This is a genomic window from Aureispira sp. CCB-QB1, assembly GCF_000724545.1.
GTDB lineage: Bacteria > Bacteroidota > Bacteroidia > Chitinophagales > Saprospiraceae > Aureispira.
The window spans coordinates 37,168-50,766 of record NZ_JHBV01000032.1; the positions used below are offsets into that span (position 1 = coordinate 37,168).

Consider the following 13,599-nt stretch of genomic DNA (forward strand, 5'->3'; position numbering starts at 1 on the left):
TTTATATTCACTCAGTTGTTCAAAACAGTAAATTTCATGCCTTATTTTATCAGTTGCTTATTGCTTCTTATTCTTTTTAGTTGCGAATCCAATGACACAACCCAACAGACAGAAGAATCAACTCCAAATGACACGACTTTCTATACTAAAGCATATTATTACCCTATAGAAACCTTATCAGAAGAAAAGGTATATGAATATGTTTTAGAGAATGAAGGGGAAGCTTATTTATCTCATTATCTGTCCCTAAAAGCAGAACCCGCCGAAAGTGGAACGAGTTACTTAATTTCTAAGTATTATGCGCCTAATTTTCAGCAAAACCAATCCATAAAAGAATGGATTATAAAAGACGGTGTTATTACACAAGAATATACCTTTTGGGTGATGGATAGTATTAGCCAAACGCTTAAAGAATATCCCAACAATGTTAGCCAAAATGTTGTGTTTCCCTTTTATGCAGCATTAGATTCTGCCATGGCATATCGTTTTGTTTGCGAAATGAAACTTCCTCCTGATTTTCTAACTGTTAAACTGATTCGTGATCGAAAATTTAATAAAAAATTATCTTACGAATACAAGGGCGAAACTCTTGATGCGATTGCTTTTACTGCAACAGATTTGTATGATATAGAAAATACAGAAGGAGGTGGTTTTTGGAATCAAAAGAAAGCAAGTATCGAAGTTTATGCCAAAGGGATTGGTTTGGTCTACAAGGAAACAAAAACAGCAGGGGCAGAGGAGACAGAAATTGTGCGATTGGCTAATATTTATTCTGTCCAAGAGTTTGAAGCATTGAAAAATAACTACGAGTGATAATAAAAAACAGAATTCATTGAAACGAGGCTGTTGAGCAAGTTACAATACAATTGAATAAAGCAGTGTAGCACGTAAACTGAAAACGACTACTCTGATTGATTGTAAAATTATTTTTCAACAGCCTCACTCTATAGTAACCTGTAAGTGTAAATTAGACGACTCGCATAAAGTTAGAAACACCTTGAGCAATTAGTTGCCCCTTTTCATTTTTAAGAATACAACGAACATTAGCGGTGCGTTTTCCTATTCTAATAACCTTAGGAATGCCAGTAATGACTTCACCCACTTTAGCTCCTTTCAGAAAATCTATATTCATGGTCATCGAGACATAGGCAGCATCTTTATCACTTTTTAGAAACAATTGGAAACCTAGTATTTCATCAATGATTGCAGCGACGGCACCACCGTGGATTGCCCCCATAGGGTTGAGCATGTCTTCACGAACTTCGAATGCAATTTCTACATCTCCTTCTTCTGTGATTGCTGTTACGGCACCATTTAACCAAGCCCCTAAGCCAGGAAGGTATTCGCCCATTTTTTGACCAAGATTCTCTTTCAATTGTTGGATGTAATCAGCTTTCATTATAGTTTACCTAATTTTTCTAATCCCTGTGTAATTTGTTCTGTATGAGCATCATTTTTAGGGCGTTTAAAAATTTTAGTAATGTTCCCCTCTTCATCAATAATGAAAGTAGTTCTTAGAACTCCCATTTTGATATTTCCATACATGTTTTTTTCGCCCCATGTGCCATAGGCTTCCATAACAGATTTGTCCGTATCGGCAATTAGCGGAAAAGGTAACTCAAATTTTTCTATAAATTTTTGGTGCGATGCAGCTGTATCAGGACTTACGCCCACTACTGCATATCCTTTTTCGAGCCAATAGGTATAATTATCTCTAAGATTACATGCTTCTTTGGTGCAACCAGGCGTATTATCTTTTGGATAAAAATAAAGAATGAGGTTTTTGCCTTTAAAATCACTTAATTGGATGGTGTTGCCATCTTGGTCTAGTCCTTTGAAATCAGGCGCTTTATCGCCTTCTTTGAGTGTTACTGCCATTGTTTTTTTATTATAATAGTTGACAATAGCTTGCTATTTTACTAGTTATGGGCAATGCTATATTAGATACTTGGATGATATTCTGTTTTGCATCAATAATCTTTTAGTGCTACAGAGTCAGAAGCACAAAGAATAAAATAGCAAGCTATTAAGATTTAGTAGTTCGTTGATTATTCCCTGCGGTCATGAGATCGCTATCGCTTAGTTGTTTACTTTTTTATCTTTTTGGTAAAAAAGCACATTTATATTAGTTTGATAATCAAAATCTTAAGACAAAATGCAACGGATTTGCAACTTGTTGATTCTCAAACTAATAAAGTTTAGCTGCGCTGCTACTGCGTGGTTTCAACGAACTATTGAAGATTAATAAATTTGTTTTATTCGCTAACAGGAGCCAAACGAACAATTAAACCATCTAAATCATCGTGTAAATGAATTTGACAACCCAAACGGCTGTTATCTTCTACAAAAAAAGCTTGATCTAGCATATCTTCTTCATCTTCTGATGGGTCAGATAAGTCGTGGTCACTTTCAACATACATGTGGCAACTTGCACAAAGCGCCATTCCTCCACATGTACCCTCAACAGGCAATTCAGCAGCTTTACAAAACTCCATCATATTCATATTCATATCTGTAGGAGCTTCCAATTCGTGTTTGTTGTTTTCACGGTCAATTACCGTCACTTTAATCATGTTGTCCATGGTTGCGAATTTTATGCACAATAGTTAGATACGTGTTCTAACAATTGCTTAAGTAACAAAAAAATCATTGAATTGTTCTTAGGGCTTGATGCAAAACAATACCAAAGGTAACCGCAACATTCAAACAAGGAGTATGACCTAGTGCTGGAATGTAAATACTTTGGTCAATCAAAGGCAATACATCTGTTGGCAAACCTTCTTTCTCGCTTCCGAAAATAAGCAAATCGTTTGATTCGAACTGAACGTTGTTTAAGTGCTGTGCTTTTTCGTCAACAAGCGTTGCAATTTTTCTGCCCTCATAATCTAATAAAAACGAGTCAATCGTTTCTATCTTGATAATTTCAATATGATCAATTGCACCAGCTGTCCATACCTTTGCCATATGGGCCATATCTGCCCTTGCTTTTTTGCTATGTGTTGGGGGCAAAAGCAAGTTGTTTTTATCGTAAATATAAACCTTATCAAGTCCATAAAATTCGGCGCTTCGAATCATAGAGGAAAGGTTTGGGCGGTATTCTGGCGCAAAGAGTAAGACATTCATAGTGTATTATTTGGGGCAAAAGTAAACAAAAAAATATCAATAAAACGCTAAAGTCTAGCCTAAATACGACGGAGTTGCTCTAAAAGCCAAGCACGCTCTGTTAGAGGCTGCAAGGTATCGATACTATTTTGCAACTGTTGGCGCGCTTTAGAATCTCTAGGCGGAAGTTCCAATAATTTCTTCGTCAAGCGAATAATATTGAGGTAGTTTTCACGATGATAACCCATAATTTCTTTTCGTTGAAGATAAATCGTGAAACTATGAAAAAAGGAATCTAAGGCATCGTGACTTTGAGTTTCGTAATAAATCTTCATAAGCATTGTCTTTGCATCCAAATTAAGAAACAAATCGTCATACTCCACCTGAATCAACCGTTGCATGGCTTTTTCATAATCTCCTTTTGCAAAATATAGCTTAGAGGTATTATAGTGTTTGTAACTTTCTCTATAATCTACCTCTACATACTTGGCGTATTGAGGAATATAACTTGCAATCCAATCGTATTCTTGAAGGCGCAAGCCTGCTGATGCAATATTTTTATAAGTAAATCGACTCAGCACATTGTTATCTAGCAGTGTTTTGTTTTGTAATCCGTGTTTGTATAATTCAAAAACTTCTCGGATAAATTTCTGAGATTCATCGGAATTGATTCGGCGGATACAATAATTAATCGCCAAAGTATAAATATCTCGCTTTTCCTTTAGAGGTAACAACGATTCATATTTTAATAAATTATTTTTTAGACACTCAAAGTAATCGGAGTTATCAGGAATGGTTAAAGCCATATAAGCTTGATGGTACAATTGAATGGCAGGAATAGTAGCATAAGGCATTTGATTGACAAGATGTAAAATCGCTTCCAAAAAAGGGATGTTATAAGTAGTCTTATATAAGTTTTTGTGACTAATAGCAACACAGGCATAGCGCAAGTTTTCTGTCATAAAAGCAATAGAAAAATTATCTAAGATAGCTTGAAGGTTGGTAGCACGCATTCTTGATTGAAGTGCTGTTTGTTTGAAGTGTTCTTGTTCAATCTGATAGGCATGATAGTAATATTCATGCGTTTTATGCGGAGACTGATGAAGCTCTTTTTGTCCTTTGAACCATTGTTGTTGTGCCAAATGAGGTCTGTTGCGTGTGCTCAAAAAAGAAGTAATATTTTTTTGTCGCTCAATCGTGTTTTTTTTTGACATCCAAAAATGGACAAAATCTTCTAAGTTTTTGATGCCTTTAGACATCAATCTTCTAAGCTTTAGATCGTTGTATTTTTCATTTGGGAAAAGGTGTTTAAAAACCCGTTTTTTGTTAATAGATACCTTAGAAAGTATTCTCCTAGAGTTTATGAAACTAAATAGTGCTGTTAGTTTAGGGTCATGATTGTGCAAAGGCGATTTCAACCACTTGTGAAATGCTTCTAATTCTATGCTGTCTAGGCAGGTATATATGCGTATTAATTTGGATTTTATCATTTAATAAAGATACAATAAAAAGTAGACAAAATTCATTTTTTGTGTTCGACAAGAGCTATTCATTACGTTATCTTTGGTATTATTAATAGTGAATTCATGAACACTAAAGCACGTATATATTATATCAAACCTCTTGCAAATTATAAAATGATGAAAATAATACAATCAAAAAACAAGTTTCAACTTTATGGAACGATAGTTTGCTTGCTGCTTTATTGCAGCTTGGCACAGGCTCAAACGACAACTATCCCCGATGCTAATTTTGAGCAAAAATTAATCAATTTGGGAATCGATTCAGATGGCTTAGTTAATGGGCAGATTTTGAATAGTGATGCTGTTGGCGTTCAAGCACTAGATTTGAGTGCCAGTAATATCGTAGACTTGACAGGAATCGCAGCATTTGCAAATTTAGAAATTTTGACCGCTAATGATAATCAGTTGACAAATGTGGATGTTTCCTCCAATCCTCTTTTGTGGAAATTAGAAGTAGATCAAAATCAATTGACTAGCATCAATATAGTGAACAATGCTGCCCTAATTGAATTAGATGTTTCGAATAACCTTCTGACAGCTTTAAACTTACCCAATACAACGAGTCTAAAAACCGTTAAAGCTTCTTACAATCAGTTGACAACAATAGATTTGACAAATTTAACCAACTTAGAATATTTTAGGGGTAGTGATAATCAGTTAACAACTTTAGATGTTAGTAATAACGCAGGGCTAAAACACCTTAGTTGCGCCAAAAATCAATTAACAACCTTAGATGTATCCAACAAACCAGCACTGAAACAGTTGTCTTGTTTATACAATCAATTGACAACTCTTACGATAACTAATACTCCTGCATTAGAGTCGATTAATTGCGTCGACAACCAATTAACCACTTTGAACATACCCAATGCTCCTGCTTTATTTTACCTAAATTGTTCGGAAAACCAGTTAACTCAGTTGACAGTACCAACTAGTACTTTATTAGAAGATTTAGACTGTTCAGAAAATCAGTTAACCGCATTAAACATTGCTCATTGTACGAGTATGCGTACACTTACGCTTCATGATAATATGCTAACTTCTTTGAATTTACTTCCTTTAGTAGATTTGAGAGAACTAAATGTTAAAAATAATTCATTGACGAGTTTGAATCTTACTGGCAATACGAACCTTTGGGTATTGAATTGTAGCAATAATGCTATTGCTACTTTAGATATGACAAATAATACGAATGTTTCAACAATATACTGTAGTGATAATCAAATAACTAGTTTGCTAGTGCCCAACAATACTAATTTGAGATACATCAGTTGTAGCGATAACCAATTAGCGAGTTTAGATATATTAAATAGTCCTAATTTAACTAGTATTGGATGTTACCGTAACCAGTTAACTAATTTGAACATACCGAACAGTCCTAATTTATCAGTGGTATCGGCTGGCGAGAATCAACTCTCTAGCTTCAATTTATTGAACCATCCTAATTTGACTAGTTTTTCAGTAGGTGAAAATTTGTTTACAAGTATTGATTTGTCTAGTGTTCCTGCTTTAAAAAAACTAATAATCACTAGTAACCAATTAACCACTTTAGATGTTTCTAACAACCCTGATTTAGAAGATTTATTTGTAGGAAGAAATATGTTAAGTGCTTTAGATGTTTCTAATCTTCTTAAATTAAAAAGATTAGATTGTTCATTTAATAATATTAGTGGCATGTTGGATTTGACACGAAATCCAGATTTGGATATTATGTATTGTTACGCCAACCAATTATTGAGATTACAGTTGCGAACCACCAATCTTAGTAGGATGTATTGCCAACAAAATCTTTACGGACTCCAAATTTGCGTTCCAGATACTACTGCAGCGTTGTCAAAACCAAATTTTGGTCAAATTGCTTGGGTAAAGGATGTGCATGCTGTTTACTTATCTGAAAACTGTTATCGAATGGCAGTAAGGGGGCGCATTGTAATCGATAGTATGACAAATTGTATGGCAGATAGTCTTGAAAAAGGATTGATTCATAAAATGGTTCGATTTCAAAGAGGAGCGGATGTATATTATGCAACAACATACAATACCAATGGAAATTATATTGCGCATTTGGATACGGGAACCTATGTCGTATCAGTTGTAACAGGAAGTATGTATTGGCAGTCTTGCCCTAGCACACAAATGGTCGTCATTGATACCAGTAGTGGCGTACATGAACTAGATTGGGCTTTGGAAGCAGTTGTATCTTGTCCTCAACTTCGAGTAGATATTTCATCACCTTTCTTGAGATTAGCAGGAGGAGGAAGTTACTACGTTATTGATTATTGTAATGAAGGGACGGTAATGGCTAATAATGCTTATGTAGAAGTAGATTTGGACCCTTCTTTGAGTGTGTCTAATTCGAGTGTTCCGATTGTTGGTCAGAATGGGAATGTATATACTTTTAATATAGGAAATGTACCTGTCGATAGTTGTGGTGAGTTTTTTATTAATGTAGCATTGGATACGGGTGTTTTGATAGGACAGACTCATTGTACAGAAGCTCGTATTTATCCTGATTCTATTTGTATGCCTAATATTTGGGTCAATTCAAGATTAGCGGTTGATGCTGTATGCCAAAATGATACCGTATTATTTACCATTAATAATCATGGTGCCGCAATGACGCAGCCAACTACTTATTATGTATTTGAAGATAATATTATGATGCGTCAAAACAACTTTCAAATAGGAGTAGGAGGAGTGCAACAGGTACTACAACCTGCCGATATGGGAAAAACCTATCGAATTATTACCAAGCAAGAATCAGGATATCCTCCAATATTAGGGGACTCTATCATAACGGCAGCAGTCGAGGGGTGTCGACCATATCCAGATGGTTCTTTTAATACTGGATTTATTACTCAGTTCTCTAATGGAAATAGCTCTCCTTTTATTGCAATTGACTGTCAGCAGAATGTAGCTTCTTATGACCCGAATGATAAGCAAGCACAACCAGCAGGATATGATGTTGTTAACCACTATATTTATGATTATACAGCATTAGATTACAAAATTCGTTTTCAAAATACAGGAACAGATACAGCATTTAATATTGTTATATTGGATACGATTTCTCCGCACTTAGATTTATCGACTTTAGAAATGGGAGCGAGCAGCCATAACTATACTTGGAGTATTCAAAATGGAAATGTATTGAATGTTAAATTCGCGAATATCATGCTACCTGATAGTAATGTCAACGAACCGCTTTCCAATGGATTCTTTAGATACCGCATTGAGCAAAAAACAAACAACCCAATCGGAACCGTAATTCATAATTCAGCAGCTATTTACTTTGATTTCAATCCACCTGTTATTACCAATACGACTTGGCATACTGTGGGAGATGATTTTGTGAATGTTGTGTTGCTAGACCAAACAAAGGTGTTGGATGATGCAATAGAGGTAACTATTTACCCGAATCCTTTTAAGCAAATGACGACTTTAGAAGTAAAAGGAAAAGATTATAAGGAGTTAGAATTAGGTGTTTTTGACGTGACAGGGCGCATGATAAAACAGGTTACTTCTACACAACAAAATCGCATTGAATTATCTAGAGATGCGATGATACGAGGAGTTTATTTTTATCAGTTGAAAGGCGATGGTCAATTGATCAACACAGGAAAAGTTGTTGTACAGTAATGATTATCAAAAAATATTTTACCAGAATAGCGAACCATACCATTTTATTATGATAGGAACGATGGTTCGTGATAATCATTAATAAATAACAGAGTTATAGATAGTAGTCGTTTATCGCTAGGCTACTACAGCAACTCAGTTTATAGCAACCAATCTCTACAGAGATTGGTTGTTTTTGTATGAGAAAGAATGTTAAGTTTTCTTAGACAATTCGAGGCACTCTAAATTCGATGCGCTTCAATAGCAACAGGCGGTTGATTGTTGCACACACCAGCATCACAGCGTATAATATCTAAATCAAAGGTCAAATATTGTCCATCTGCCGATAAATCACCATGCCCTACTATTTCAAAATCAGTAACATTATCATAATGGCAAATATTCAGCGGGATATCAATATGTCCTGCACCATAAACAGATCCAATTAAAGTACAGTTGGTACCATAAATACCGTTGTTTCCATAGCCAGTAACGGCAATTTCTAAATCGCTGCCATTGGCTTCTCTGATTTCTATATCATATTGATACGACTCATGAACATTGGTTTGTGGGTTATAAAATGTTTCTTCTGCATGATAGGTTCCCAAAAAAGGATAGCGCTCATCAATGTGGTGGTGATGGTCGTCATCGATATGAAGGTGGCAACTAAAGAGTAGCATTGAAAAACCCAGTAATAGTATTTTTGAGAGTAGATTTGTTATCTTTACCATAGTTAATTTGTTTATTAGAATGAAGTAAGTATGTTTATTATAAAACAAAAAGCATACTGAAAAATGTTAAGGTATTATTTTTAACAAATAATAAAATGGCAATCGTCTAAAAAGTAGGTTTTTATGGGTGTTTGAGTTGAGTAGGTTTATGGGGAAATAATATATGGTTATACTCAAAATAGGTCAATATTGGGCAGAACAACACGTTAAAATTAAAGAACAACGGCTAATATGAAAGACAGCGCGGACAATAAAAATAGTGCTTTGCATATTTCCAAGGGCAAATCTATGGAATCTAATATTAATAAAAATTTCAAGCGAAAAAAGCGCCCTCAGCGTAGCTTAGACGAATTTTTGAAAGGGATATTAGATGGAAATAGAATTATCTTAAGCCAAGCAATTACCTTAATAGAAAGCACCCAAAGCAAACATCAAGAACTAGCACAACAAATAATAGAGGCTTGTTTGCCATACAGAGGGCAGTCTCTTAGAATAGGTTTGACAGGAACGCCAGGTGTGGGAAAAAGCACGTTTATTGATAGTTTTGGGCAGATTGTATTAGCAGAAGATAGGCAGTTGGCTGTCTTAGCGATAGACCCTAGTAGTCAATTAACAAAAGGCAGTATTTTGGGAGATAAAACGCGAATGGAAACGCTCTCTGTTCATCCCAATGTCTTTATTCGTCCTTCTGCTGCGGGCGCATCGTTAGGAGGAGTGGCTCGAAAGACTCGTGAGAGCATTATTTTATGTGAAGCAGCGGGATTTGATACCATTTTTGTAGAGACCGTTGGTGTTGGACAATCTGAAACAGCCGTGCATTCGATGGTTGATTTTTTCTTATTGTTATTGTTGCCAAACTCAGGAGATGAATTGCAAGGAATCAAGCGAGGGGTTATGGAAATGGCAGATTTAATTGCCATTAACAAAGCCGATGGGCAAGCATTACCTGCCGCAAAACTAGCAAAAAAACAATGCCGAAATGGCTTGCATTTATTTCCTCCCAAACAAAGTGGTTGGGTAGCTACTGCCGAGCTTTGCTCCGCCTTAGAGCAAACAGGCTTAAATACTATTTGGCAACATATTTTAAGTTATCAAAATCAAACGACCATCAACGGTTACTTCTCAAAACATCGACAAGAACAGGCTAAATATTGGTTTGAGGAAAGCATTCAACAACAACTAAAGCACTTGTTTTATCAGCACCCCAGTATCAAGGAAATCTTTATAAGAATAGAAAAACAGGTAGTAGAAGGACAAATATCACCATTTAAAGCAGCAGAATTATTAATGCAATCTTTTGTAAACTAACGAACTACCAGCATTTTCCTATTCTTGAGATATATTTACCAATATCTATTGTCTTATTCAAGCAATGTCGTATCAATTCATAAAATATTTTGTATTATATTAGAGCTTATACGAGGGAACAAGAAGACTTATAGCCAATCTTCTCCATTTCTTTTGTTCCATTTTTTAGGATCTGTATAATCGATATATTTTCCTTCGGTTCTAATCATAAATTCTACCAAATCAATGCCCTTTTCTAAAATTTTATTTCTAAAGTCCAAATCAGAATTAGAAGGAAAAGCATACTTATCTAATGCTTCAACGGGAGTTCTAGGATGATTATGATAATGCCTCAGGCTGCTAATCTCTCTAGGATAATTGAGTAAATGATGTACCTTAACGGAACCAAAAAATTCTAAATCCGGTCGATAAGAGGTGTAGACAAAATTACGTGTTTGTTCTCCTATTCCAAATGATAATAGAGACCACTCAACAGAAGTATGATCTGCCAAAAATTCAAAAACATTTTTAGCTAAGTTAAAGTTTGCTTGAAAACTGATTTGCATACCTTTATAGTGTCGTTTATTCGCACGTCCTTTTAAGGGTAAAAGCTTTTGTAACACTCCTTTTTTAACAAGAATGTGTTCATTTCGGAGTTTATTATTCGCTTTATTATAATTGATTTTCCCTTTTTTTCCCTCCACTAAAATCAATCGGTCAAAGGTATCTTTGGTCATTTTTGCCAAGGTAATACGACCGTTCGCATTGACCTTATAGTCATGTAAAGCATGCTGTGCTTTTTCGTAATTTTTAAGTGCATTGGTATTTTCTAGAGAACTGCACAAAAAACAAAAAAAGAGTAGTGTTCCGTAAATCATTTTATGGTACTTAGGTAAATAAAAAAATGTTTTTATAAGGACATAGAACTGCCTGTTAAGTAAAATGAAATTGTTGATTTACAGAAGATTGGAGATAGGAGTGCCCCTCTCAATTTGTGTGTAACAATTGATTTTATTAACTCAAAAATAGCAACTAGAATAGGGAATAAATGAATGGCTACAAGATAGACGATATACTTGTAACTATGTTACAGATTTATTGTATTTGCTTTTTTTTAACAGCCTAAAAGTATTATTTAAGAAAAAATTAAGCATTGGCAGATTAATGGCACATATTTTAGTTTATTTATTTGATTTATAGTTTTTTATAAGATGTTTTGCAGAGCAAAAAAAGCATCCATTATTGGATAATCTAAAAAAAACAGAAACCAATAAACTTTATTATCAAGCAATTGATCTATTATGCTAGGTAATAAACTCAACTCAAAAATACGGGATGAAGTTCTCTAAAGTTCTAGATTCGGATGGACGCTTGGTTTTTATCGACTAAAATTCTTCTTGAAGAAAAAAGTGTGTCGAATAAGAACAAGCTTTGGTAAGAACCTTTGAGCTATTTAGTAGAAGTAGATTTAAGGAACAACGACATGAATGGCAGCAGGCAGCATGGTAAATTCAATAGGACTTTGCCCAAGCCATTCTCCATCGACTTCTACATAAGCTGGAGTGTCGGAAGGAGCCTCAATTTTGATATGTTTGACCTGTGCAGTTACAGCTTCTTTGTGATTAGTAATAGATCCATTATAAAATTGAGGTGCTCTAAGAATAACTTCCCAAGATTTTATGTTTTTGTACAAGCTCAGAGCAAATAGACCATCTGTAGGATCTGCATGAGGAACGAGATTGGTTCCACCACCATTATACTTACATTGCCCAATGGTAATATTAAAAAAAGGATAAGAAAGTGTTTGACCATCAAATGTAATGGTAGCAGGTGTTGCTTTGTATTGAGTAATACAACGAGCGATTAGGTATAGATAATAAAACTGGCTATTGCCATATTTGGGGCGAGTCTCACTAGCTTTGGTGACAAAAGCATCGTAAGCTAAGCCTGCAACATTGATAAAAAAGCGTTGCTCTTTTTGTAGCGTGTCAATATGGTGATAGGTAACTTTCCCTATATCGTGTTCAATGGTCTTAGGTTCCAAGATTAGTTGAACTGCTTTTTTTAAATTGGTAGGAATGCGATGTGTTTTAACCCAATCATTGCCTGTTCCAATAGGAATAACGGCAAAAGTAATAGACGCGGGGGAAACTTGTTGCTGTGAAAATATACCGTTGATAACTTCATTGACGGTTCCATCACCACCAATAGCAGCAATATGGCGATAACCTTTAAGAACCGCATAACTTGCTAAATGAGTAGAGTGTTGAGGGTAAGTACTGATGCCAAAGTCAAAGGCAATATTAGCTTGATTCAATAATTGTTGAATTTTCCTCCAAGACTTTGTTCCTCGTCCATTCCCTGCAATAGGATTTATAATAAAGTACCATTGAGCAATATGCATCTCTTACAGTTGTATAAAGCAACTCCCTAAAAATGGTTCTTTTAAAAAAAACTACTTTTAGAGAGTATATAAACAGATTATTTGGCAGACAATTTATCTTTTTCAGGAACCGCTTGATCTTGTGGACGACCTTTGAAATTGTCCATTGTATTGTGTACTCCAAAGATTTTACCCGCAACAAAGTCAAAAACACGTTGTGGTAGAATTCCTTTTAGGATTGGAACGGATTTCACCATAAAAGGTTCTTGAAGGATGATCTCATTATTTTTGACTGCTTCCATTATTTTGTCAACAATGTATTCAGGCGTTAAGATTGGTGTCATAAATGGAGATTTTGCCCCATCAAACATTCCTGTGCTAATATAGCTAGGCATAACGGTTGTAATGTTAACTCCAGTTTCTCCACGCTCCATTTCTAAACGAACTGATTCAGACCAGCCAATGACGGCCCATTTACTAGCGGCATATACCGACATATTGGGATTGGCAATCAGTCCTGATGCAGAAGCAATATTGATAATATGGCCTTCACATTGGTCGATCATATCAGGCAAGAATTCTTTGGCAATATGCATCAATGCAGCAGTATTAATACTAATTGTTTTAGCAATATCTCGGTGACTATGTTCTGCAAACGGTTTGCCGACAACGATTCCAGCATTGTTAAATAAAATATCAATTGTGGTGTAATTGTCTTTAGCCACTTTTGCCGCTCGCTCAATATCCTCAAGATTAGAAACATCAACAACTTCTATATCCACATCGTAACCCAAGTTAGCAAATTGAGATTGGGTTTTGAGTAGATTCACTTCATTGATATCCCAAAGAATTACTTTGTAAGCTCGCTGCTCCAAACAGCGTCTGGCAATTAGTTTGCCTATTCCTGATGCGCCGCCAGTAATCAGCACGCAACGATTTTTTATTTGTGTCATAA

12 protein-coding genes are annotated in these 13,599 nt (G+C 35.3%); 3 read left to right on the plus strand and 9 right to left on the minus strand.

Annotated elements, in window-relative coordinates:
* Positions 1–36: 36 nt before the first annotated feature.
* A complete protein-coding gene (locus CG11_RS17190; protein WP_052598045.1) occupies positions 37–813 on the plus strand; it encodes a hypothetical protein in 777 nt (258 codons plus the stop codon).
* 154 nt (positions 814–967) lie between these two features.
* Here CG11_RS17190 and CG11_RS17195 read toward each other — a convergent pair whose 3' ends face one another.
* The 5 genes from CG11_RS17195 to CG11_RS17215 form a co-directional block, all read right to left on the minus strand.
* Positions 968–1,399 (minus strand): PaaI family thioesterase, encoded by a 432-nt coding sequence (locus CG11_RS17195; protein ID WP_052598046.1) that lies wholly within the window; start codon positions 1,397–1,399, stop codon positions 968–970.
* Positions 1,399–1,878 carry a thioredoxin-dependent thiol peroxidase gene (gene bcp, locus CG11_RS17200; RefSeq protein ID WP_052598047.1) on the minus strand — a complete coding sequence of 160 codons (480 nt, stop codon included), beginning with the start codon at positions 1,876–1,878 and terminating at the stop codon, positions 1,399–1,401. The genes CG11_RS17195 and bcp overlap by 1 nt, the downstream gene beginning before the upstream one ends.
* Before the next feature lie 377 nt (positions 1,879–2,255).
* Positions 2,256–2,582 carry a 2Fe-2S iron-sulfur cluster-binding protein gene (locus CG11_RS17205; protein WP_052598048.1) on the minus strand — a complete coding sequence of 109 codons (327 nt, stop codon included), beginning with the start codon at positions 2,580–2,582 and terminating at the stop codon, positions 2,256–2,258.
* Positions 2,583–2,646: 64 nt separating this feature from the next.
* Positions 2,647–3,123, minus strand: coding sequence for a TrmH family RNA methyltransferase (locus CG11_RS17210; protein ID WP_072011004.1), 477 nt, complete (start codon positions 3,121–3,123; stop codon positions 2,647–2,649).
* Positions 3,124–3,182: 59 nt separating this feature from the next.
* Positions 3,183–4,592 carry a hypothetical protein gene (locus CG11_RS17215; protein WP_156039811.1) on the minus strand — a complete coding sequence of 470 codons (1,410 nt, stop codon included), beginning with the start codon at positions 4,590–4,592 and terminating at the stop codon, positions 3,183–3,185.
* Between the two features lie 147 nt (positions 4,593–4,739).
* Between CG11_RS17215 and CG11_RS17220 the strand changes: the two genes are divergently transcribed.
* A complete protein-coding gene (locus CG11_RS17220; RefSeq protein WP_197043877.1) occupies positions 4,740–8,264 on the plus strand; it encodes a T9SS type A sorting domain-containing protein in 3,525 nt (1,174 codons plus the stop codon).
* A gap of 221 nt (positions 8,265–8,485) precedes the next feature.
* Here CG11_RS17220 and CG11_RS17225 read toward each other — a convergent pair whose 3' ends face one another.
* Complete coding sequence (locus tag CG11_RS17225) at positions 8,486–8,974, minus strand: hypothetical protein (protein ID WP_156039813.1); 489 nt, start codon at positions 8,972–8,974, stop codon at positions 8,486–8,488.
* Between the two features lie 231 nt (positions 8,975–9,205).
* On the opposite strand from CG11_RS17225, the gene meaB reads away from it, so the two are divergent.
* The gene (gene meaB, locus CG11_RS17230; RefSeq protein WP_052598052.1) at positions 9,206–10,282 is read left to right on the plus strand and encodes a methylmalonyl Co-A mutase-associated GTPase MeaB; all 1,077 of its coding nucleotides are present in this window, start codon (positions 9,206–9,208) and stop codon (positions 10,280–10,282) included.
* Positions 10,283–10,410: 128 nt separating this feature from the next.
* On the opposite strand, the gene CG11_RS17235 is transcribed toward meaB, so the two are convergent.
* The 3 genes from CG11_RS17235 to CG11_RS17245 form a co-directional block, all read right to left on the minus strand.
* On the minus strand, positions 10,411–11,139 hold the full coding sequence (locus CG11_RS17235) for a JAB-like toxin 1 domain-containing protein (RefSeq protein ID WP_052598053.1): 729 nt from the start codon (positions 11,137–11,139) through the stop codon (positions 10,411–10,413).
* Between the two features lie 590 nt (positions 11,140–11,729).
* On the minus strand, positions 11,730–12,665 hold the full coding sequence (locus CG11_RS17240; RefSeq protein WP_052598054.1) for a diacylglycerol kinase family protein: 936 nt from the start codon (positions 12,663–12,665) through the stop codon (positions 11,730–11,732).
* Between the two features lie 77 nt (positions 12,666–12,742).
* Positions 12,743–13,597: an SDR family oxidoreductase gene (locus tag CG11_RS17245; protein ID WP_052598165.1), complete on the minus strand. Its 855-nt coding sequence runs from the start codon at positions 13,595–13,597 to the stop codon at positions 12,743–12,745.
* Positions 13,598–13,599 lie beyond the last annotated feature (2 nt).

What these genes read in the sequence shown, in the direction of transcription:
- CG11_RS17190 (WP_052598045.1), top strand. Translation starts at nt 37, where the DNA reads ATGCCTTATTTTATCAGTTGCTTATTGCTTCTTATTCTTTTTAGTTGC.
- CG11_RS17210 (WP_072011004.1), bottom strand. Translation starts at nt 3,123, where the DNA reads ATGAATGTCTTACTCTTTGCGCCAGAATACCGCCCAAACCTTTCCTCT.
- CG11_RS17205 (WP_052598048.1), bottom strand. Translation starts at nt 2,582, where the DNA reads ATGGACAACATGATTAAAGTGACGGTAATTGACCGTGAAAACAACAAA.
- meaB (WP_052598052.1), top strand. Translation starts at nt 9,206, where the DNA reads ATGAAAGACAGCGCGGACAATAAAAATAGTGCTTTGCATATTTCCAAG.
- CG11_RS17240 (WP_052598054.1), bottom strand. Translation starts at nt 12,665, where the DNA reads ATGCATATTGCTCAATGGTACTTTATTATAAATCCTATTGCAGGGAAT.
- CG11_RS17225 (WP_156039813.1), bottom strand. Translation starts at nt 8,974, where the DNA reads ATGGTAAAGATAACAAATCTACTCTCAAAAATACTATTACTGGGTTTT.
- CG11_RS17245 (WP_052598165.1), bottom strand. Translation starts at nt 13,597, where the DNA reads ATGACACAAATAAAAAATCGTTGCGTGCTGATTACTGGCGGCGCATCA.
- CG11_RS17220 (WP_197043877.1), top strand. Translation starts at nt 4,740, where the DNA reads ATGATGAAAATAATACAATCAAAAAACAAGTTTCAACTTTATGGAACG.
- bcp (WP_052598047.1), bottom strand. Translation starts at nt 1,878, where the DNA reads ATGGCAGTAACACTCAAAGAAGGCGATAAAGCGCCTGATTTCAAAGGA.
- CG11_RS17195 (WP_052598046.1), bottom strand. Translation starts at nt 1,399, where the DNA reads ATGAAAGCTGATTACATCCAACAATTGAAAGAGAATCTTGGTCAAAAA.
- CG11_RS17235 (WP_052598053.1), bottom strand. Translation starts at nt 11,139, where the DNA reads ATGATTTACGGAACACTACTCTTTTTTTGTTTTTTGTGCAGTTCTCTA.
- CG11_RS17215 (WP_156039811.1), bottom strand. Translation starts at nt 4,592, where the DNA reads ATGATAAAATCCAAATTAATACGCATATATACCTGCCTAGACAGCATA.